Annotated in this window: 17 protein-coding genes; 12 read left to right on the top strand and 5 right to left on the bottom strand. The window is 71.4% G+C overall.

Annotation, left to right across the window (positions count from 1 at the left end; genetic code table 11):
* Positions 1 to 90: 90 nt before the first annotated feature.
* Entirely contained in the window at positions 91 to 1,041 is a 951-nt protein-coding gene (locus tag SROS_RS31215; RefSeq protein ID WP_012892914.1) for a helix-turn-helix domain-containing protein, read from the top strand.
* 252 nt (positions 1,042 to 1,293) lie between these two features.
* Here the strand turns inward: SROS_RS31215 and SROS_RS31210 are convergent, their stop codons facing one another.
* Positions 1,294 to 2,748, bottom strand: a complete 1,455-nt coding sequence (locus tag SROS_RS31210; protein ID WP_012892913.1) for an MFS transporter — start codon at positions 2,746 to 2,748, stop codon at positions 1,294 to 1,296.
* A gap of 156 nt (positions 2,749 to 2,904) precedes the next feature.
* Here SROS_RS31210 and SROS_RS31205 point away from each other — a divergent pair, with 156 nt between their 5' ends.
* The 3 genes from SROS_RS31205 (at position 2,905) to SROS_RS31195 (ending at position 6,152) form a co-directional block, all read left to right on the top strand.
* Positions 2,905 to 3,642 carry a TetR/AcrR family transcriptional regulator gene (locus tag SROS_RS31205; protein ID WP_012892912.1) on the top strand — a complete coding sequence of 246 codons (738 nt, stop codon included), beginning with the start codon at positions 2,905 to 2,907 and terminating at the stop codon, positions 3,640 to 3,642.
* A gap of 48 nt (positions 3,643 to 3,690) precedes the next feature.
* The gene (locus tag SROS_RS31200; RefSeq protein WP_043657150.1) at positions 3,691 to 5,043 is read left to right on the top strand and encodes an MFS transporter; all 1,353 of its coding nucleotides are present in this window, start codon (positions 3,691 to 3,693) and stop codon (positions 5,041 to 5,043) included.
* Positions 5,044 to 5,147: 104 nt separating this feature from the next.
* Complete coding sequence (locus SROS_RS31195) at positions 5,148 to 6,152, top strand: enolase C-terminal domain-like protein (protein WP_012892910.1); 1,005 nt, start codon at positions 5,148 to 5,150, stop codon at positions 6,150 to 6,152.
* A gap of 107 nt (positions 6,153 to 6,259) precedes the next feature.
* Here the strand turns inward: SROS_RS31195 and SROS_RS31190 are convergent, their stop codons facing one another.
* Positions 6,260 to 6,556 (bottom strand): hypothetical protein, encoded by a 297-nt coding sequence (locus tag SROS_RS31190; protein WP_012892909.1) that lies wholly within the window; start codon positions 6,554 to 6,556, stop codon positions 6,260 to 6,262.
* 209 nt (positions 6,557 to 6,765) lie between these two features.
* On the opposite strand from SROS_RS31190, the gene SROS_RS31185 reads away from it, so the two are divergent.
* Both SROS_RS31185 and SROS_RS31180 read left to right on the top strand, forming a co-directional pair.
* Positions 6,766 to 7,074, top strand: a complete 309-nt coding sequence (locus tag SROS_RS31185; RefSeq protein WP_012892908.1) for a hypothetical protein — start codon at positions 6,766 to 6,768, stop codon at positions 7,072 to 7,074.
* A 28-nt stretch (positions 7,075 to 7,102) separates the two neighbouring features.
* Positions 7,103 to 9,082, top strand: a complete 1,980-nt coding sequence (locus SROS_RS31180) for a hypothetical protein (RefSeq protein ID WP_012892907.1) — start codon at positions 7,103 to 7,105, stop codon at positions 9,080 to 9,082.
* Between the two features lie 10 nt (positions 9,083 to 9,092).
* Here SROS_RS31180 and SROS_RS50090 read toward each other — a convergent pair whose 3' ends face one another.
* Positions 9,093 to 9,569, bottom strand: a complete 477-nt coding sequence (locus tag SROS_RS50090; RefSeq protein WP_012892906.1) for a hypothetical protein — start codon at positions 9,567 to 9,569, stop codon at positions 9,093 to 9,095.
* A gap of 494 nt (positions 9,570 to 10,063) precedes the next feature.
* Here SROS_RS50090 and SROS_RS54570 point away from each other — a divergent pair, with 494 nt between their 5' ends.
* Positions 10,064 to 10,591 (top strand): Scr1 family TA system antitoxin-like transcriptional regulator, encoded by a 528-nt coding sequence (locus SROS_RS54570; RefSeq protein ID WP_012892905.1) that lies wholly within the window; start codon positions 10,064 to 10,066, stop codon positions 10,589 to 10,591.
* A 108-nt stretch (positions 10,592 to 10,699) separates the two neighbouring features.
* Here SROS_RS54570 and SROS_RS31165 read toward each other — a convergent pair whose 3' ends face one another.
* Positions 10,700 to 12,232 carry an LCP family protein gene (locus SROS_RS31165; protein WP_245564345.1) on the bottom strand — a complete coding sequence of 511 codons (1,533 nt, stop codon included), beginning with the start codon at positions 12,230 to 12,232 and terminating at the stop codon, positions 10,700 to 10,702.
* 141 nt (positions 12,233 to 12,373) lie between these two features.
* On the opposite strand from SROS_RS31165, the gene SROS_RS31160 reads away from it, so the two are divergent.
* Complete coding sequence (locus tag SROS_RS31160) at positions 12,374 to 13,255, top strand: crotonase/enoyl-CoA hydratase family protein (protein ID WP_012892903.1); 882 nt, start codon at positions 12,374 to 12,376, stop codon at positions 13,253 to 13,255.
* A 4-nt stretch (positions 13,256 to 13,259) separates the two neighbouring features.
* Entirely contained in the window at positions 13,260 to 14,216 is a 957-nt protein-coding gene (locus SROS_RS31155; protein WP_012892902.1) for an alpha/beta hydrolase, read from the top strand.
* On the opposite strand, the gene SROS_RS48005 is transcribed toward SROS_RS31155, so the two are convergent.
* Positions 14,189 to 15,631 carry an alpha/beta hydrolase family protein gene (locus SROS_RS48005; RefSeq protein ID WP_245564344.1) on the bottom strand — a complete coding sequence of 481 codons (1,443 nt, stop codon included), beginning with the start codon at positions 15,629 to 15,631 and terminating at the stop codon, positions 14,189 to 14,191. The genes SROS_RS31155 and SROS_RS48005 overlap by 28 nt on opposite strands.
* A gap of 213 nt (positions 15,632 to 15,844) precedes the next feature.
* On the opposite strand from SROS_RS48005, the gene SROS_RS31145 reads away from it, so the two are divergent.
* The 3 genes from SROS_RS31145 to SROS_RS31135 all read left to right on the top strand — a co-directional run bounded on the left by SROS_RS31145 (position 15,845) and on the right by SROS_RS31135 (position 21,520).
* Positions 15,845 to 16,972, top strand: coding sequence for an exonuclease SbcCD subunit D (locus tag SROS_RS31145; protein ID WP_012892900.1), 1,128 nt, complete (start codon positions 15,845 to 15,847; stop codon positions 16,970 to 16,972).
* A complete protein-coding gene (locus tag SROS_RS54025; RefSeq protein WP_012892899.1) occupies positions 16,973 to 20,848 on the top strand; it encodes an AAA family ATPase in 3,876 nt (1,291 codons plus the stop codon).
* Between the two features lie 105 nt (positions 20,849 to 20,953).
* Positions 20,954 to 21,520: a TetR/AcrR family transcriptional regulator gene (locus SROS_RS31135; protein ID WP_012892898.1), complete on the top strand. Its 567-nt coding sequence runs from the start codon at positions 20,954 to 20,956 to the stop codon at positions 21,518 to 21,520.

The raw sequence follows: 21,520 nt of genomic DNA, 5'->3' as shown, positions 1-21,520 counted from the left end.
TGTCGATAAACGCAATCCACGCCAACCGACCGTTGCAATGTAATGTTGGTGAACGCACCTGTGAACCCGAACCGACAGGAGGGCGGGCCGATGCCCGGAGGCAGGCTGACCCACGAGGATCGCCGGCAGATCGCGATCGGGCTGGCCGAAGGGCTGGGATACGCCGAGATCGCCAGGCGGCTGGGCAGGCCCACATCCACGATCAGCCGCGAAGTGGCACGCAACAGCGCGCCCGGCGGCTACCTGGCCGACCGCGCCCAGCAGGCCGCCGGGCAGCGCGCCCACCGCCGCAGACCGGTTCAGGCCACGGAGCCACCGGCCGACGAGCTGCCGGCCGAGTCCGTGCGCGGTTTCGTGGAGCAGTTCGCGACGCTGCTGGTCGGAACCGGCCTTCCCCGGATGCCCGCTCGCGTGTTCGTCTGCCTGCTCACCTCCGGCTCCGGGGGGCTGACGTCCGCCGAGCTCGTACGCCGGCTACAGGTCAGCCCGGCGTCGGTGTCCAAGGCCATCGGCTACCTCGAGGAGATCGAGCTGGTCAGACGCACGCGGGATTCCGGCCGCCGCGAACGGTATGTGATCGACGACAACGTCTGGCTCCGGGCGTTCAAAGCCGACACCGGGGCACACGCCGAGGTCGCGGCGGCCGCGCGGCACGGGATCGAGATCTTCGGCTCCGGCACGCCCGCCGGCACCCGGCTGGGCCAGATGGCTCAGTTCTTCGCCTGGATCAGCGAGCAGATGAACGACAGCGGCCTCACCGACGCCGTCGTGCGCGACGCGCTGACGGTGCTGGCCGCACTGGTGCACGCCGCTCGGCCACTCACCGTGGACGACCTCGCCACGGCGCTGGACTGGCCCGTCCGGCGGGCGGCCGACGCCCTGGACGCGATCAGCCGTCGTCCGATCCTCGCCGACCCGCTCGCCGTGGAGCGGCTCGGGCGCGGCGAGTACGCCGTCACCCCGAGGCCGGACCGCCTGAGCTCCGCACAACGCGACGCGCTGATCGTCGGTCCGCGCGCGACCCGAGGGACTCGGAAATGACGGAGCCGGATGGACTAGGGCCCGGGGCGTTCCGGGCCGGAGCCGCGAGGGTGTCCTGCCACGGGCTTCCGCTGAAGGCCAGGGCGCTCGTACCGGGCATTGAAGCACGAAGAAAATGTACGGCGTTCCATCGATGAACCTCCCATATGAGGATCAACCCAGCGGATCGCCGTACCGGCACGCGTTCCCCGCCGCGGGTGTGCCACGTCCCGGCTCCCCGAAGTGGGCGTGGCACGTCCCGGCGGGGTGCGTTCAGTGGGCGCTCTCCTCCTCGGGCCGGGCGCGGAGCGGGAGCAGAAAGGCGACCAGGAAGGTGACGGCGAGCAGGCCGACCTCGATCCAGATCGTCAGCCGCATCGTGTCCTCGAAGCTCCAGCCCTGCTTGAGCAGGCCGAAGAAGACCGTGCCGATGGCGGCCACTCCCAGTGCGCCGCCGAGCTGCTGGACGGCGGTCAGGGTGCCGGAGGCCGAGCCGGACTCGTGGGGCTCCACCCCGGCCAGCACGATGTCGAAGAAGGGGGCCATGATCATGCTCATCCCGACGCCGGTGACGGCCAGGGCGGGGGCGAGCTGCCACGGGGTGACGCCCGTGCCGGCGAGGCCGAGGGTGACGCCGACCCCGGCGACGCCCGCCGCCATGACGACCGTGCCCAGGTGGATCAGCTTGCGGCCCACCTTCCGGGCCAGCCCCGAGGCGTTGACGACGATGAACCCGGCCAGGGCGCCGACGGCGTTCGGCAGACCGGCGAGCCCCGCCTTCAGCGGGTCGTAGCCCAGGGCGATCTGGGTGTAGAGGCCGAACACCAGCGAGAAGCCGATCATCCCGGAGAAGAAGGCGAGGCCGGTGACCAGGCCCCCGCTGAAGGCGCGCTTGCGGAACAGGCTCATCACGACCAGCGGGGCGCCGCCCGCGCGCTCCTTGCGGGACTGGTGGCGGCCGAAGACGATGAAGATCACGATCGAGGCGGCCATCGAGGCGAAGGTCCAGGCGGGCCAGCCGAGGTCGCGGCCCTGGACCAGCGGGAAGATCAGCAGGAACGAGGCGGCCGAGACCAGTCCCGTCCCGGCCAGGTCCAGCCGTGAGGCGTGCGGGGGCTTCGACTCTGGCAGGTAGCGGATCGCGCCGAGGAGGGAGAGCAGGCCGATCGGCAGGTTGATCAGGAAGATCATGCGCCAGCCGGTGCCGAAGAGGTCGGCGTCGACCAGCCAGCCCGCGAGCACCGGCCCGGCCACCGTGGACAGGGCCATGATCGGACCGAACGCGCCGAACGCGGTGGCCAGCTCCCCGGGCGGGAACATCTCCTTGATCATGCCGAGCCCCTGCGGCACCATCACCGCGCCGAACAGGCCCTGCAGCACCCGCGAGCCGATCAGCATCTCGGGGGAGACGGCCAGCCCGCACAGCAGCGAGCACAGGGTGAACCCGAGCGCGCCGACGGCGAACATGCGCCTGCGGCCGTAGAGGTCGCCGAGGCGGCCGCCGGTGACGAGGCCGACGGCCATCGCCAGGGTGTATCCGGCGCTGAGCCACTGGATCATGCTCGACGGGCCGCCCAGGCCGGCCTGGATGGACGGTGCCGCGATGGTGGTGATCATCGAGTCGAGCAGGTCCATCGCCTCGGCGGCGAGGATCACGCACAGGGCGATCCAGCGCCACCTGTACGGCTCGGCGCCGGCGGGTGGTCCGGTGTTGATCGCTTGGGTCATCGGGGGGCTCCGGTCCGGAGGAGGGGAGGCGTTCGACGAACGCCGTTCGTTATCTACGAACATTGTTTTAACGACGAACACTGTTCGCGTCAAGTACGCCGTTCGATGTTAGTACGGTGTTCGTGAAAGCAGTCCGGCGCGGTATAGGATCGGCCGATGACCGACATCCCGGCTCCGCCGTGGCGCAGGACCCGCAGGGCGAACGCTCCCCGGACCGTCCTGAGCAGGGACCTCATCGTCGCCGCCGGCCTGCGGATCCTCGACGCCGAAGGGCTTGACGCGGTGAGCATGCGCCGGGTCGCCCAGGAGCTCGGCACCGGCCCCGCCTCCCTCTACGCCCACGTGGAGAACAAGGAGGAGCTGCTCGACCTGATCTACGACGAGGTCATGAGCGAGATCCAGGTGCCCGAGCCCGAGCCGGAGCGCTGGCTGGAGCAGCTCAGAGAGCTGATCATGGAGGCGTCCCGGGTGTTCCGGGCCCACGCCGACATCGCCAAGGTCGGGCTGGCCACCATCCCGACCGGGCCCAACGCGCTGCGGATGGCCGACGCCCAGCTGGCCGTCATGCTCGCCGGAGGGGTGCCGCCCAAGGTCGCGGCCCTGATGATCGACCGCCTCGGCCTCTACGTCTGCTCCGACGCCTACGAGGGCTCCCTCTACCTCAACAGGCAGCGCGCCAGCGGCAGGGACCTGGAGAGCTTCCTGGGGGAGTTCTTCGGGCAGATCGAGGAGTTCTACCGCAGCCTGCCCGCCGATCGCTTCCCCCACCTCGTCGCCCAGATCGACAACCTGATGGAGGCCGGCGGCGCCGAGCGGTTCGAGTTCGGCCTGGATCTGCTCCTGCGCGGCCTGGCCTCCCACGTCGAGGCGGCGGGTCCTACGACCAAGGGCTGATCTCCGAGGCCGATGCCCGGCGTGGGGCGGCGGCCGTACTGTCCGATCATGACTGCTACGACGGTTTCCGCCCCGGTTGAGGGGATATTCGCCCAGCGCTACCGCGCGCTGACGGTGGGCATGGTCGCGTTGATCGTCCTGGTGGCCTTCGAGGCGCTCGCGGTGGCGACCGCCATGCCGGTCGTGGGACGCGAGCTCGACGGGCTCGCGCTGTACGCCCTGGCCTTCAGCGGGGCGCTGGCCGCCGGAATGATCGCCACCGTGCTGGGCGGGCGCTGGGCCGACCTCCGGGGGCCGGTCGCCCCGCTCTGGGCGGGTGTCGGCGCCTTCGTGGCGGGGCTGCTGATCGCGGGCCTGGCGCCCACCATGGACGTGTTCATCCTGGGCCGGTTCGTGCAGGGCTTCGGCGGCGGGATCTTCCAGGTCTCGCTGTACGTGCTGGTCTCACGGGTCTACCCGGCGGCCATGCACCCCAAGGTCTTCTCCGTCTTCGCCGGGGCCTGGGTGGTGCCGTCCATGGTCGGGCCGGCGATCACCGGTGTCGTGACGGAGCAGGTCGGCTGGCGCTGGGTCTTCCTGGGCGTGCCGCTGCTCGTCGCCCCCGCGGCGCTGCTGCTGTGGCGCGGCCTGTCCTCCGCGCCGATGGACGACCACTCCGAGGTGAGCGAGCGCAGCCCCATCCTGCGGCGGCTGGGCTGGGCGGTGCTGGCGGCCGTGGGCGCCGCGCTCATGCAGTACGGCGGGGCGGCACGTGGCTCCGGGCTGGTCCTGCTGGTCGCCGGCCTGCTCGTCCTCGCCGTCACGCTGCCCCGGCTGCTGCCGCCCGGCACGCTGCGCGCCGCGCGCGGCCTGCCCTCGGTGATCACCCTGCGCGGGATCGCCGCCGGCACGGTCTTCGGCGGCGAGGTCTTCCTGCCGCTCATGCTCACCGAGGAGCGCGGCCTGTCGACCACCCAGGCCGGAATGGTGCTCACCGGCGGCGCGCTCGCCTGGTCGCTCGGCTCGTGGGTCGTCGGGCGCAAGCGCTACGACCGGGTCATGGTCCTGCGGACCGGTCCCGCCCTGATCGCCGTGGGTCTCGTGCTGATGGCCCTGACCGTCTTCCCCGCCGTCCCCGTGGCCCTGGCCTTCATCGGCGAGGCCGTGCTCGGATTCGGCATCGGGATCGTCTACCCGACGCTGTCGGTGCTCGTCCTGGAGCTGTCGCGCCCCGGCGAGGAGGGCGAGAACAGCGCCTCGATGGGGATCGGGGAGTCGGTCTTCACCGTCGTCACGGTCGCCGTCGTCGGCGCGATCGTCGCCGCCTTCGGCGCCGTCGGGCACGTCTACCTGGTGTGCTTCGCGCTGACCGCGCTCCTGGCGGGCACGGGTGTGCTGGTCGCGGGCCGGTTCAGGAGCTGACCCCATGGCACTATGGGAAGAACGCCGCCCTTCTCCGTGTTGAGGGGTGAGTCCCGCCTTCGGGCGGGATTCGCGTTTTTCCGAGCAGAGATCGAGGGGGGTCCATGCCACGCGTGCGTGAGCTTGAGGTGTTCCGCCTGGTCCTGCCGTACGGCAGGCGGCCGGAGAGCATCCTCGTCCGGCTCACCGACTATGGGGGCATGGCCGGGTGGGGAGAGGTCGTCGACCCCGACCCGAAGACCTGGGCGTTCCTGGAGGAGGGGCTCGGCCGGGCGCTGATCGGCATCGACTGGGAGCACCCCGACGAGCTGGGCGCCGTCCCCGGCGGCCCCGCCGCCGACATGGCCTGCTGGGATCTGTGGGCCAGGATGCGCGGCGTGCCGCTCTCCCACGCGCTGGGCGGCAGCCGTACCTCGCTGATGGCCACCGTCAGGATCGGCGCCGATCGCAACCTGGAGAGCCTGGTCGCGCGGGTGAACCGCCACGTCTGCGCCGGATACGCCCACATCACCCTGGACGTCCACCCCGGCTGGGACATCGAGCCGCTGCGCGCCGTCCGCCAGGCCTACCCGGCGCTGGGCATCGGCGTGGACGCCCGCGGCGCCTACACCGACATCGGCGCCCTCGAGGCGCTGGACGCCTACACGCTCTCGTCCATCGAGCGCCCGTTCGCCAACCTCACCGACCATGCCGACCTGCAGGAACGCGTCGCCGCCCCGGTCCTGCTGGAGGTGTCCTCGCTGGCCGAGCTCGACGAGGCGATCCTCGTCAACGCGGGCCGGGCGCTGCTGCTGCGCCCCGCCGCCCTGGGCTCCCTGCGCGAGGTACGGCGGGCGCACGACCACGCCGTGGCGGCGGGCTGGGAGATCGCCTGCGCCGGAGGCCAGGGCACCGGCCTGGCCCGGGCGGCCACGGTCGCCGCGGCCAGCCTGCCCGGCTGCGACCTGCCCTGTGACGTGGCCGAGCCTCCGCGCAGCGCGCAGATCGTCACCCCGCCGGTCGGCGCCACCGGCGGCGTCGTGGCCGTGCCGCTCACCCAGCCGGGCCTCGGCCACACCGTCGACGTGGACCGCGTCCGCCGGCTGGCCAAGGAGTCCTACGCCACCTGAGCGCCTCCGGTGACGTTTTCGGCGCCGTGACCGGCCACGACGAAGGTCATGATCGAAGCCCCGGCTCCTGGCCGGGTGCGGGAGATGATCGGGGCGGCTACGGGTGGTCAACGGTCCGGCCGCTGTAGCCGCCGGATCTGGAGGCGCAGCTCTCGTTCGCGGTTCTCGCGCCGCTGCTCGCGACGGAGCTCCCGCTCCTCGGCGTGCTCCTGGTCCCAGCGCGCCCGGGTCTCCTTGATCTGGTACATGGTGATGCGGGACACGCAGATGACGACGACCGCGATAACCAGAGGCGCGCTCGCATGGCCGGTGAAGACCAGCGCGAAAATGGCGATGAAACACACCCATGACGCGGTCTTGGCGGCGATTTCTATCGCGTCGATGTGCTCTTCGAACAGCGACATCAGTTACTCCGATGCTGTCGGGTGGAGTAGTCGTTTCGGCGCGATAGGAAATGACCGAAATATCAGACCCGTCCGCTCTCGCGGTTATGACTTAAACGACAGAAGCGCTATGCCGACGGCGTCCTGGCCTTGTCGGCATAGACGATCTATACCTAGTGTGGTATTAATTTTTTCTTTCATCACGGGGTCCTGGAGAGGACGGGGGCGGCGTGGCCGAGCCGATGGTGCCCAATCCCCGGCACGCGGAGCTGCAACGCCTCCTGGTGGAGGCCGAGGACAGGGCTCACGAGATACGGCAGGCCTACCAGCGCGCCTCCGGAGCGATGCGGTCGGGGAAGGTCTGGACGGGGCCGACAGCCGCCAGGTGGACCACCGAGCTGGAAGACCGGCACCAGCGGCTGGGGCGGCTCGCGCAGCGCGTGGTGGACGCGGTCGAGGAGGAGCTGCGCCGCACTCCTCCACTGGTGACCGAGGCCCAGGCGAACGCCGCGCGCCGGGAGATGGCCGGGCGCACATGACCGTCGTGACCACGAGGGGGAACGCTCCATGGCACCCACCGCCGAGTTCTGCGGCATCGATCCCGAGGAGATGGGACAGCTCGCCACCTCCCTGTGCGGCGCGGCCGACCGGCTGACCGCGTTCAGCCAGGAGTTCGAGGGAAAGCTCCGCCAGCACGGGATCAGCACCCCCGCCCTGCGGGAGATCGCCGACATCGCCGACTGGGGCGGCACACAGGTCTCCATGCTCCACGGCCGGATCGACCTGATCAAAGCATTGGGCGATGGAGCTCCGGAGCTGGGCGGCGGAGGGGGCCGGTCGTCGCTCGTCCGCCTGCCCGACGAGCTGGAGGACTTCGAGACCGCCCGAGGCCTGGCGAACATGTACGGCAACGACATCCTCGTCAACCACGGCGGCGAGTTCCAAGCCACGCTCATCCACGAGCACGCCGACGAGGTCGCCCAGCTCGCGAAGAACCCCCAGGCCGCCGCCGCCTTCTTCGCCCTGCTGCCGGCGGGGATCCGCGACAGCCTGCCAAGCCGCATAGCGCGTACCGGCAGCAAGACCGCCAAGCAGGACCTGGCCGCCTTCAGCGCGGCCCTCGGCGCCGCCCTGCGCGCTCCCACCTTCGTCCCCGCGTTCGCCAAGGTCAGAAACGAGCTGGTGAAGCCGACGGACAAGACCACCGCCTGGAACCGGCTCGCGCTGCTCAAGGGCGCGAACGCCCCCTCCGGCGTCCGCAGCGCGGCGGCTCGCGCACTGGCCCTGGACGGTTTCACCAAGGACCCCCGCCAGGACCGCCGCGCCGTCGGCCCCACCGAGTCGAAGGCGTACGGATACTCCTCCGACCTGGTCGCCATGGGGTTGGAGGTGCTCGCCGGGGACGGCGCGGCCGTGCGAGACGCGTTCAGCAAGATGGGCGGTACGGACGTCAAGCTGAGCCAGGTCGACAAGATGAAGCAGTTCCTCGGCTATGCCCAGATGATCGACACCGGAGACGAGGTGGCCGACGCCTTCGGCCGGGTGCTGGAGGCGGGCACCGAGGCCACGACCGAGAAACCCGGCCGGCACAGCCCGGCTGCCGCCGCCTTCGCCCTGGACGCGATCAAGGCCATGGGACCCTTCGGCGATGGCCTGCCGACGGTCACCAAGGACTCCATGGTCACCATCGCGAAGTCCTATATCCACGAGCTGGCCTCGGGCGCCCGCTTCGACAAGGCCGTGGACCGGGCATCCGGGGTGGGGGTTCCGGAGAACTGGATCACCCTTCCCGGCCTGGCACCGGCGTTCTATCTCAGTCCGGGGGATACTCATCGTTTCCTGAAGACCTTCGTTGGGGACAAGCGGCTCACCGACGACTTCGACGCGACCGCAGCCCACTTCCGCCACGACACGCTGAAGGCGGCGGCCCGCCTGGACACAGAGGGCGGAACCCGGCACTTCGAGAGAACGGCGAGGGCGTTTGGCGACTTCGCCGGTCTGGAGTTCAAGGCGACGCTAGATGTGCGTGGCGAACGGGACGCCACCAACGACTTGATCATCGACATCACCAAGAACACCCTTGCCCTTGGGATCGACCGGATTCCCCTCGTGGGCCCCCTCGCGGACGAGGGCGTGAAAGCGGGATGGGAACTGGCCAAGGCATACGGAATCAGCACCGCCCTCGACGGCTGGGCCGATAGCTTCGAAACACGGGTAGAGGAGGTCACCGGCACTCGATCGGACTTCGTCCTGCGCCAGAAGTACGACATGGCTCACATCCTTCACGAGGCCGGATACCCGGCGAGCGAGCCGCCTGCCGAGCTCATCAGCAAGAGCACCGGCGATCTTAAGACCTATGACGAGCTCCTGGCCGAAGCGAAGCGAGAAGCCGGTGAAGGCAAGAAATGGGAGCAGATGCTGGGGGAGAAGCTGACACCCTATGAACGCTGGATGGACAGCAATGGAAAGTTTGACGACAAGGTCGAGGATGCCTCAAATTTCCAGACCAGCGAGCAAGCCAAGGAGCAGATAAGACTTTGGGGCTGAATCGATTTCCTCACCGTGGCAGGCAGGCGGTTACCGCATGCAGTCGCCAGGTAGGAGCTTCGGGTGCCACATATACGGTTACCTTTATCGTTGGGTCACTTTTTGCGCCGTAAATGAATCGCCCTTCTTTGGCGTCCATTTGGCTGAAGTCGAACTCCAGCTTGTATCCGAGCGCCTGGGCGAGAGTGTTCTCCATCAGCGTTTGAGCCTGATCCAAATGGGCATCCAGCGGTTCGTTAATACGCACATAATCGGCCGTGGCTCGCAGCACTCGTTTGAACTTGTCCTTGTCGCAGCGGATGTCCTTGTCTGGGCGCTGCAAGATGCGCAGCTTCTTGAGCGGGTTCTTGAAGACGTCGTTGGTCTCCAGTCGCTGTGTGTCCTTCTGCAGCTCTGCCGCTGCCTCCTTCAGTGAAGGCTCGGAAGTGCAACCCGATGCCACCATCGCTAGCGCCAAACCGATGGCCAGTAGGCGGGCGACGCGCATTCGGTACCTCCGGGGGCAGCGGACTCCGGGACGTACTAATCTTCACCCACTCGGCACGCTTCCGCCACACCCTTCCCGCATCCGTATGTCGGTGATGGCCGTCTTTGAGGTGATGGCAGGCCTTGCCTCTCGACCTCAAGGCGGCCTTGTCGTCACGGACCAGAGTTCCGATTCGTCCGGCTGGCGGCCTCGCCCGTCATCATGATTCCCTCTTCCGGACACATTTAGATGTTTATGATCCGGACGTTAAAGAGTGCCGTCGCATCTATGTGTGGCCTGGCCTATTTCTGTCAGAGAAGGTGATGAACTGCTTTCTTTCTCGTGCTGTCGTGGAGAGAATTTCTGTGCCTAGAATGTCGTATGGATAGTTGATCGGCTGCTGAATTGGCAATCCAGGCTAGAGTGAATGATGACAGTCGTTGGTATGTCCGCGCTGGACTCAGTGTCGCCGATCGAATGATAGGTCCGTTTTTTTTAATTCGGGAGGAAATGCGATGGATGGTGGGCCTTCTCTCGACCCCGGCTCCCCGCGCGTGCTGTTCGGCACCGAGATGCGCCGCCTGCGGGAGGCCGCGGAGCTCTCGCAGGTCGCTGTCGCCTCGCGCCTTGGCTGCACCCAGACTCAGGTCAGCCGCCTGGAGAAAGCCACCCGAACCCCGTCGAGGTCTGATGCCGAGCGGCTGGACCGCCTCTTCAAGACCCCGAGCAGCTCATTCTTCACTCGGCTCCATGAGAGCATCGTCTCGCAGTCCCGTACTCCGGCCTGGTTCCGGGACTGGGCCGAGGAGATCGAACCCACCGCCCTCGTCCTGCGCTCCTGGGACCCCCTTCTGGTCCCCGGTCTTCTCCAAACAGAGGCTTATGCCCGCTACGTCCTCAGCCAGGAACCTCGAATGACCCCTCAAGATGTAGAGGAACGTATCGAGTCGCCCTGCATGTACGGACCATCCGAATGGACAGGTCCTGGCGCGGTGCCGTTCCCGACTCGTCCACGCTCACGCCGGAAGATGAGGACGCATTGACTCATCGCCAGGATCTCCGGCGTGAGCGGTGCCTGCTCTTGATGGCCCGCACCCGGATCCGCGACACGTCGCAGGTCTCACACAGCGGCAGGGCGGGCCCGTCCGTCGTCAGGCGCAGCCGTCGGTGATTCCCTTGGGTTCGGTCGCGTCCGGCGTCCTGGCGGCGCTGGACCGTGGAGCAGGCGTGACGGCAGGGGTGATGCGGGACCCAGGAGTGGGCGTGGCGGCGGTGGTTCCGTCCGGGCCGGGGCCGGGGGTGGCGGTCGGAGTCGTGGGCCGGGCGGTGGCGGCGAGGTGGCGGCGCGGGGCGGTCGGGGCGGCCGAGGCGCGGATGGCCTTGGCGGTGACGGTGCGGATCTTGGCCCAGTCGGGGTAGCCGGTGTTGATCAGCGGCGGCACGAACTGCACGCTGGTCACCTTGGCGCCCTTCACCTTCAGGGCCAGCGGGACCAGGTGCTCCAGCATCGGACGCGGGATGTCGGTCCGCAGGAGCTCCTTGGTGGCCAGCGCGATCCGGTTGAACCGGGACAGCACGGTCGCCGGGTCGGCCTGGGTGAGCAGGGCGCCCAGCACGCAGCGCTGGCGTCCCATCCGGGTGAAGTCATCGCTGTTGGTGCGCGAGCGGGCGAACCACATCGCGTCGGCGCCGCGGAGCTTGCGGGTGCCCGCCTTGACCAGGCCCTCGTTGTACTTGCCGAAGACCACGTCCTGCGGCACGGTCAGCCGGACGCCCCCGATCGCGTCGATCAGGCGGGCGAATCCCCACATGTTCACCAGGGCATACCAGTCGATCTTCAGCCCCAGGGTGTGGCCGATCGTCTCCACGAGCGTCTGGGTGCCCTGGCCTTTGCGGCCGCCGAAGATCTCCGGGTGGGCGTCGGCGTACTCCCAGACCGCGAAGAGCAGGTCCTCGCGCGAGCCGTCCGGGTTGGCGGGCAGCCGGAAGCCGTCGGGGAAGCGCCTGGCCATCGGCGAGCCCGGGACGAAGCGCACGTTCTCCAGGTTGCGCGGCAGGCTCAGCAGCACGGTGTTGCCGGTCGCGACGTCGATGCTGGCCACGTTGATGCTGTCGGTCCGCACGCCCACCCGATGGGTGTCGGCGTCGCCGCCGAGCAGCAGGATGTTCACCCGGCCCCGGCCCGCCCACGGGTCCCGCGGGTCCTGCCCGCCGTCCGAGGGCGGCGGTGTGACCGGGGCGTTGAAGACCTTGTCCAGCGCCGACTGCGAGACCGCGGCGTACTGCCCCACCAGGCCGAAGGGCAGCAGCACGGCCACCGCGAGCGCGCCCGCGAGGGTCCCGGCGATCGCCTGGCCGGCTCCGGGGAGCGTGCCCGGGTTCAGCACCACGAACGAGTGCACGACCAGCGCGAACCAGGCGACGCCGAGCGCGACGGAGGCCACGGTGACGACGGTCAGCCAGGACGACGCGGCCAGTTGCCCGGCGAGGCCGGCGAGATCGGCGAGGTCGGAGGTGAGCCCGATCCACAGCAGTCCCAGCAGCAGCACGGCGTGGACGGACAGCAGCGCCAGCCCGGTCCTGCGCCATCCGGCCCGCAGGTGCGCGGCTCCCGGCGCGACGGCGGACAGGGCCGTCCACCCGATGACCGTGCCGACCCCGGACGGCCTTGATCTGTCCCGCACCTGCTCCCCAATTCCTCCGCGCTTGAGCGCCGCAGGGGAGATGGTAAGGCGACGACCCGAGCTCGCGGGCGACGAGTGAGTGAACAGCATGAGAAGCAATCTGCCTTTATCCTCACATTTCTACTGGAATAAGGTTCGGTCATGTCTTTTACCGAGATCGAGTACGGCGTGGCCGACGGGGTGGCCACCGTCACGCTGAACCGCCCCCACCGCCTCAACGCCTTCACCTACGCCATGCGCGGCGAGCTGATCGAGGCCTTCGACAGGGCCGACGCCGACGACGAGGTGCGCGCGGTGGTGGTCACCGGCGCGGGCCGGGCCTTCTGCGCCGGAGCGGACCTCGGCGGCGGCGGCGACACCTTCAACCACCACAGGACCGAGGAGATGTACGGCGGCGAGGACACCGTCGACGGCTCGCCCCGCGACGGCGGCGGCACGGTCGCGCTCCGCATCGCCCGCTCGCTCAAACCGGTCATCGGCGCGATCAACGGCCCCGCCGTGGGCGTCGGGGTGACGATGACGCTCCCGATGGACATCAGGCTCGCCTCCGACACGGCCAGGTTCGGCTTCGTCTTCGCCCGGCGCGGCATCGTGACCGAGGCGGCCTCCAGCTGGTTCCTGCCCCGGATCGTCGGCATCGCCCAGGCCATGGAGTGGGCCGCCACCGGCCGGGTCTTCCCCGCCTCCGAGGCCCTCGAAGGCCGGCTGGTCTCGAAGGTCCACGCCCCGGACGAGCTGCTCCCGGCCGCCTACGCGCTGGCCCGTGAGATCGCCGACAACACCTCGGCGGTCTCGGTCGCCGCCATCCGGCGGCTCATGTGGTCAGGCCTGTCGGCGGCCTCCCCCTGGGAGGCCCACCGCGCCGACTCCCACCTCATGAACGCCCTCGGCGCCGCCCCCGACGCCGCCGAGGGCGTCACGGCCTTCCTGGAGAAGCGCCCGGCGAGGTTCCCGATGAAGGTCAGCGAGGATCTTCCGGACGCGATCCCCTCGTGGCCCGCCAACCCCTACGAACTACCCTGACCGCATGCCTGACGTTCTCGGTCCCGACTACGAGCTCACGGTCCTGCCCATGGCCGACGACTACGAGGGAGCGGTGGTCGCCTCGCTGGTACGGCGGCGCGCCCCCGAGCCCACCGGCAGGGCCGTGCTCTACCTCCACGGGTTCACCGACTACTTCTTCCAGACCCATCTGGCCGACCACTTCGTCGCCCGGGGCGTCGACTTCTACGGTCTGGACCTGCGCAAGTACGGCCGCTCGCTGCTGCCGCACCAGACCCGGGGCTTCGTGCGCAGCCTCACCGAGTACTTCCCGGAGCTCGACGAGGCGGTCCGGGTCATCCGCGAGGAGGACGGCCACGACGAGGTGATCCTCAACGGCCACTCCACCGGCGGCCTGATCGCCGCCCTCTGGGCCGACCGGGTCCGCGGCCGGGGGCTGATCCAGAGCCTGGTGCTCAACAGCCCCTTCCTCGACCTCAACGTCCCCTCACCCCTGCGGGTCGCCGCCGACCTGCTCAAGGGGCCGATGTCCAGGATGTCGCCACGCGCCGTCCTGCCCCTCGGGCCGGCCACCGCCTACGGCACGAGCCTGCACCGCGACCACCACGGCGAGTGGGACTTCGACCTGGAGTGGAAGCCGATCGGCGGGTTCGCGGTGCACGCCGCCTGGCTGGCCGCGATCCGCCGGGCCCAGCGGCGCCTGCACGGCGGCCTCCGGGCCGACGTCCCGACCCTGGTGCTCTGCGCGGAGAAGGGGCTGCAACTGCGCGACTTCGCGCCGGAGGCCCAGGGGGCCGACGTCGTGCTCAACCCCGAGCAGATCGCGCACTGGGCGACCAGGATCGGCCACCACGTGACGTGCGTCCGGGTGCCGGGCGGCATGCACGACCTGGTGCTGTCACCCGAACCCGCCCGCAAGGTGGTGTTCGCCGAGATGGACCGCTGGCTCGACTGCTACCACGGGAACGCGAAGAGGCTGTAGTAGGCCGCCGCGACCAGCAGCAGACCGGTGCTCCCCAGCACGCCGGCGATCGCGGCGCGCTGGGGGCGGCTGGGCTGCCAGCCCTCCCGCAGCCCCGAGACGACCGCCGCCACGGAGGTGACCTCCTGCAGCAGCATGAGCACCGCCAGGATCCGGATGACCAGCCATCCGGCGAGCACCGCCGGCCAGGCTCCGGCCTGGTTGACCGAGAACAGCACCAGCAGCGTGATGAACGCCAGCACCGACACCAGCAGCCCGAGCCCGGTCCAGGCCATCCGGCGGAACCTGCGCCGGATGGGCGGCCAGATCAGGGCGTTGGCCTCGGCGGGCAGCTGCCGGCCGCGCAGCCGTACGACCATCTCGGCCACCGGGCCGACCACGTATCCGACGGCGGCCAGGCAGAGCGTGAACCCCAGGACCGCGCCCCCGGCGTACCACGGAGCGGCGGGGACCTCGCTGGCCTCGTAGCGCTGGACCGGGGTGGCGCCCGCGATGTGCACCGGCGGCCTGGCCGTGCCCGGCAGGCCCTTTACCCAGTTGGACAGCGTCTCCAGGTAGCCGGGCGCGAACGGCCCGCCGTGGATGCGCATGCCGTGGTCGGCGCCTTCGAGGTAGCGGATCGTGTAGTCGGCGTTGCCGCCCTCGGCGAGCGCGCGGGTGAGTGCCCGGCTGCTCTCCACGAACGGGATCGACGGGTCGCGCGTGCCGTACAGGGCCAGGACCGGTTGCCGGATCCCGCGCAGCGCGGGCAGGCCGTCGTAGCGCAGGAAGTTCATGTGGACCGCGCTCATCGCCCTGGTGACCAGCTCGCGCACCCCGCTGGGCGCGTGCAGCCGGTCGAGCTGCTCGCCCATGGCCCAGGTGACCTGCCGCATGGGCGAGACGTTGGGCGCCGAGACCAGCACGGTGAACCCCACCGCGTCGCTCTTGGCGGCCGCGATCGGGACCACCCAGCTCCCCTCGCTCACCCCCCAGAGCCCGATACGCGCCGGGTCGACGTCGGCGCGCGTGCGCAGGCGGGCCAGGACCCGCAGCGCGTCGTCGGCGAGCAGGCCGAAGTCGCGGTTGCGGAAGTCGTAGCGCACGGTCCGCTTGTCGTAGACGAGGGTGACGATGCCCGCCCTGGCCAGCAGCTCCGCCTGCGTGGTGAACTCGCCCCGCACGCCGGGCCCGGCCCCCTGCACGAAGACCAGGGCGGGGTGCCTGCCGGGGGTGAGCGGCGCGCGGATCGTGGCCTCTAGAGTGGTGTCCCCGACGTCGACGGTGATGTCCTGCGTGACGATCTGCCCGGTCGTGCTGATGGGCCGGATCTCGGCCGGGGGCTGGGCGGGCAGGGTCTGGAAGACGGGGTCGACGCTCAGCGGCGGCGGATCGAACGGCGGAGGCAGGGCGTAGCCCACTGTCGCGAGAGCCACCAGGATCAAGCCTGCGGCCACGCTCAAAACGCCCCGGCCAACCTGCATGCCGATCCGCTCCCCGATCGTCGCCCGCCTCCGTGAGGACCGTATGCCGGTATCGTTCCCTCTGATCAACAAGCGTACTCACCCTCGCGATCGCGGGACAGAGGGTGGGGGCGGTGTGGTCAGAGTGGACGCATTTGTGGCTGAGGCCTGTTAGCTTCAAGCGACATGCGCGTGCTGCACACATCGGACTGGCATCTGGGCCGTTCGTTCCATCGCGAGAGCCTCCTGGCCGCCCAGGGGGTCTTCGTCGACCACCTGATCGAGACGGTCAGGGCCGAACGGGTCGACGTGGTCGCCGTCTCCGGCGACGTCTACGACCGGGCGCTGCCCTCGGTCGACGCGGTGGACCTGTGCAACCAGGTCCTGCGTCGGCTGGTCGCCGAACGGGTCCGCACCGTGCTGATCAGCGGCAACCACGACTCGGCGCGCCGTCTCGGCTTCGGCGCCGACCTGATCGACGCCGCGGGCGTCCACCTGCGCACCGACGCCGGGCGGGTGGGCGAGCCCGTGGTGATCGACGACGTGGCGTTCTACGGCATCCCCTATCTGGAGCCCGAGCTGGTGCGCGGGCCGTGGGAGCTGCCCGAGCGCACCCACACCGCCGCGATCGGCCACGCCATGTCCCTGATCCGCGCCGACCTCGGCCGCCGGGGCCCCCGGTCGGTCGTCCTCGCCCACGCGTTCGTGACCGGAGGGCAGGCCAGCGACAGCGAGCGCGACATCAGCGTCGGCGGAGTCGCCCACGTCCCGGTCTCGGCCTTCGACGGCGTCGACTACGTGGCGCTGGGCCATCTCCACGGACGCCAGAGGATGAGCGAGACCGTCCGCTACTCCGGATCCCCGATCGCCTACTCCTTCTCCGAGGCCGGCCAGGTGAAGGGCTCCTGGCTGGTGGATCTCGCTCCCGGCGGGCAGGTGGCCGCGGAGTTCGTCGAGGCGCCGGTGCCCCGGCCGGTCCACCGGCTCCGCGGCCGTATCGACGACCTGCTGACCTCCGCCGAGCACGCCCCCTACGAGGACCACTGGCTGCAGGTGACGCTCACCGACCCGATCCGGCCCAGGGGCGCCATGGAGCGGCTCAGGTCCCGTTTCGAGCACACCCTCACCCTCTCCTTCGAACCCGAGGGCGGTGTCCGGGAGACCGCGGCGCGGCCGAAGCTGGCCGGGCGTCCCGAGATCGAGGTCGCCCTCGACTTCGTCCGGGAGGTGCGCGGCGAGGCCGCCGACGCCGAGGAGACCAGGTTGATCCAGGAGGCCGTCGAGGCCTGCCGTACCAAGGAGGCGATGGCGTAGATGCGCCCGCACCGTCTGTGGATCAGCGCGTTCGGCTCCTTCCCCGCCGAGGAGGAGGTCGACTTCGACGCCCTGGCCGAGGCCGGGCTGTTCCTCATCCACGGCCCCACCGGCGCGGGCAAGACCACCGTGCTGGACGCGCTCTGCTACGCCCTGTACGGCAGGGTGCCGGGCAAGCGCGACAGCGCCAAGAGCCTGCGCTGCGACCACGCGCCCCCGGGCCGGGGGCCCAGCGTGGCGCTGGAGGTCACGATCAGGGGCCGGCGGCTGAAGATCACTCGATCGCCGGCCTGGCAGCGCCCTAAGCTCAGGGGCACCGGCACCACGAGGGAGAACGAGAAGGCCCTGCTGCAGGAGCTCACGCCTTCGGGGGAGTGGACCGGGCTGACCACGCGGGTCGACGAGGCCGGAGAGCTCATCGGCACCCTGCTGGGCATGAACGCCGAGCAGTTCTTCCAGGTCGCGATGTTGCCCCAGGGGGATTTCGCGAAGTTCCTGCGCGCCGACGGCGAGGACCGCCGCAGGGTCCTCGAACGGCTCTTCTCCGTGAGGATCTACGCCGCCGCCGAGTCCTGGCTCGCCGACCGGCGGACCGAGGCCCACCGCGAGCAGCAGGCCCTCCGCAAGGAGGTGGACTTCGCGGTCAAGCGCCTGGAGGAGGCCGCGGGCCCCGGCCTCCTCGCGTCGCTGGCAGGGGCCGCCTCCCCGCAGCCCCCCGGTTCCGCGGAGGCCGGAGCGGCCGGGCTGTTCGAGCTCCCCGAGGGCGACGCCGGGCCGTCCGCGGTGGCGGTCTCCGCGGAGGACGATCCGCTGGAGTGGGCCCGGACGCTGGAGGAGCTGGCCGCCGAGGAGGTCGCCGGGATGAGCCGGGGCCACGGCGAGGGCGAGGAGGCGGTACGGCAGGCACGCGCGAGGCTGGCGCACGGCGTCGCGCTGGCCGAGAGGCGGCGCCGTCACGCCGAGGCGCTGACGCGGAGCCGGGCGCTGGAGGAGAGCGCCGAGGAGCGGGCGGATCTGGAGACCATCCTGGCGGAGGCGGCCCGCGCCGACCGGGTGCTGCCCCTGATCCAGGCCGCCGAGCAGCGGGCCGAGGCGGCGGCCAAGGCCCACCGGCTGGCCGCCGACGCCGTCGCCCGTGCCCTCCCCCTCCTCCGTGACGGCCGCGACACCACCCCGGACCGTCTGGCCACGCTGGAGCGCGACCGGCACCGCGAGATCACCCGGCTGGGCGAGCTGCGCGCCGAGGAGTCACGCCTGGCGAAGATCCTCCAGGACCGGGAGGAGTCCGGCCGTGAGATCACCGGGCTGACCGCCGCGCAGGCCGGGACCGACGCCCGCCTGGCGGTCCTTCCCGGGCTCCGCCGCGACGTGGACGCCCGCCTCACGGCCGCCCGCCTGGACGCCGCCCGCATCCCGGCCGCCGAGTCCGCCGGGGAGGGCGCGGCCGCCCGCCTGCGGGCCGCCGAGCACCGCGACGGCCTCGCCGCCGCGCTGGCCGCCGCCCGCCACGACCTGGCTGCCAGGCTCCGCGCCCTGCCTGCCCTCGCGGACGGCGCCGGCGTGCCCGCCGTCCGCGAGGGGGCCGAGGTCCGCGAGCTGCTGGCCTCCTGGGAGCGCGAGCGCAGGGAGGAGAGCGCCGGGCTGGAGGGGTTGCGCGCCGACGAGGCCCGGCTCGCCGAGCTGGCCGGGCTGCTCGCCGCGCTCGACGTCGAGCTGCGGGAGGCGGCCGGGCAGGAGTCCGCGCTCCGCGAGGCCCAGGAGGCGCTGCCCGCCGCACTGGCGGACGCCTCGGCGCGCCTGGCGGCGGTCAGAGCGCAGGCGGCCGGGATCCCCGCCGCCCAGGCGGCCGCCGACGCCGCCGCCGCCGGGCTCGACGCCGCCCGGCGGCGTGACGCCCTCCGCGTCGAGCTGGAGTCCGCGCGCGCGGCCCAGACCGAGGCCACCGACCACGCCCAGCGTCTCCGCGACCGCCACCTGGACCTCCGCCAGGCCAGGATCGACGGCATGGCCGCCGAGCTCGCCCTCAAGCTCGCCCCGGGCGAGCCCTGCGCGGTCTGCGGCTCACCCGACCACCCGGCCCCCGCCGCCCCCGCCGACGCGGCGCCCACCGCCGAGGACGAACGCGCCGCCCAGAGCGCCTACGACACCGCCACGGACCGGCGCCGGACCGCCGAGAGCGCCGTCGCGGCCCTGGCCTCGCGGCTGGAGGAGGCGCTCGCCGTCGCGGGCGAGCTGGGCGCCGACCACGCGCGGGAGGCTCTCGCCGAGGCCGGACGGGAGCTGGCGGCCCTGACCGCCGCCGCCGGCACCGAGGCGGCGCTCAGCGCGGAGGCGGACCGCGTCGCGGCCGAGCTGGAAGGCGTGAAGGCACGGGCCGCGGAGACGGCCCGGCTGCTGGCCGAGGGCCGTACCCGCCGGGCCGGATGGCTGGCCGAGCGCGACCGGCTGGCCGGCCGTCTGGACGAGGCCCGTGGCGCCGACCCCACCGTCCAGGCCCGCCGCGACCGCCTCACCGGGGAGGCGTCCCTCCTCGCCGCCGCCCTCACCGCTGCCGTCCGCACCGCCGAGCTGGAATCCGGCCACCGAGAGGCGGCCGAGAGGACCGATCTCACCCTGGAGCTGGCGGCACGCGAGCTCCGGGAGGCCGAGCTGGCCCTGGCCAGGCTGCGGGAGTCGGCCGGGGCCGAGCCCGCGCTGGTGGCCGAGGCCGACCGGATCGCGGCCGAGCAGGGAGAGCTGGAGGAGCGCTCGCGCGAGTTCGCGGTCACGCTGGCCGCCCGCCGTACGGACGTGGACAGGCTCACCGCCGAGACCGAGCGGCTGACCGCGCGCATCGACGGGGCCCGGGGCGAGGACCCGACCCTGGCCGCCAGGCTGGAGCGGCTGGCGGACGAGGCCGAGCTGCTCAAGGAGGCGGTCGAGGCCACCCGGGAGGAGCTGACCACCGCCACCGAGCTGGCGGCGGCCCGGGACCGGGCCGAGGCCGCCGTCGCCGAGGCGGGCTTCCTCGGGCCCGACGACGCCCGCGCGGCGGCCCGCCCTCCCGCCGAGCAGGAGGAGAAGGCCGAACGGCTCCGCGAGCTCGACAAGGAGCGCGCCGCGGTCGCCGCGGTGCTGGCCGATCCGGAGCTGATCGCCGCCGCGGCCGAGGACGAGCCCGACCTCGACGCTCTGCAGCGCGCGCGGGACGCCGCCGACGCGGCCCACGCCGGCCTGCTCTCCGCCCGGCACCAGGCCGAGACCCGCCGGGCCCGGCTGGCCGCGCTCCGCGCCGAGCTGGCCGAGTGCCTGGAGCGCTGGCTGCCCGCCGCCGGACGGCACCGCCTCGCCGACCGGCTCGCGGCCCTCACGGGGGGAAACTCCACCGACAACCAGTGGAACATGCGGCTGTCGTCCTACGTGCTCGGCGAGCGCCTGCGCCAGGTGGTCGAGTCGGCCAACGAGCGGCTCGACCACATGTCGGGCGGACGCTACCTCCTCGAACACCACCTCAGCCGTTCGGCGGGAGACCGGAGCAAGTCGGGCGGAGGGCTCGGCCTGCGGATCCTGGACGGCTGGACCGGGGTGGACCGCGATCCGGCCACCCTGTCCGGCGGCGAGAGCTTCGTCACCTCGCTGGCGCTCGCCCTCGGCCTGGCCGACGTGGTGACCGCCGAGGCCGGGGGAGTGGAGCTCGGCACGCTCTTCGTCGACGAGGGCTTCGGCACCCTGGACGAGGACACCCTCGACGGGGTGCTCGACATCCTCGACGGCCTGCGCGACGGCGGCCGGGCCGTCGGCATCGTCAGCCACGTCGCCGAGCTGCGCACCCGCGTCCCCGCCCAGCTGCGGGTCCGCAAGGAACGCCACGGCTCCACCCTGTCCACGGTCACCTGAGGGGGACGGCGGTCATGGCAGGGTTCCGTTCGGGGCGCGATAGCCTTTTCGGAGGCTGACTCCGCCAGACATATGGAGAAGGCCTCCGATCAGCAAGGAGCCGTGGTGACGACCACACAGCGTCCCATGCGCGCCGACGCGCGCCGCAACTACGAGCGGCTGCTCGCCGCGGCCAGGGATGCCTTCGCCGGGCACGGCACCGAGGCGTCGCTGGAGGACATCGCCCGTTCGGCGGAAGTGGGCATCGGCACCCTCTACCGGCATTTCCCCACCCGGCGCGCACTGCTTGAGGCGGTGCTCCACGACGGCATCGCCACCCTCGACGCCCGGGCCCGCGAGCTGCTGGAGTCCCCCTCCCCCGAGGAGGCCCTCCTGGAATGGCTGCGCCATCTGATGGCGCACGCCACCACCTACCGGGGCCTGGCCGCGGCGCTGATGAGCAGCATCCACGATCCGGACTCCGAGCTGTACGGCTCGTGCGAGACGATGCAGACCAGCGGGGCCCGGCTGCTCGCCCACGCCCAGAACGCGGGCGCCATCCGCCCGGACCTCACCGGCACCGACCTCGTCAAGCTGGTCAACGCGATCGCCTGGGCGGGCGAGCACGGCGAGAACGAGGCCGACCGCCTCCTCGACCTGGTGGCCGACGGCCTGCGGACGCGCGATCGGTGA

Origin of the sequence: Streptosporangium roseum DSM 43021, assembly GCF_000024865.1 — a bacterium.
GTDB classification, from domain to species: domain Bacteria; phylum Actinomycetota; class Actinomycetes; order Streptosporangiales; family Streptosporangiaceae; genus Streptosporangium; species Streptosporangium roseum.
This window is presented reverse-complemented; position numbering and strand designations above follow the sequence as displayed.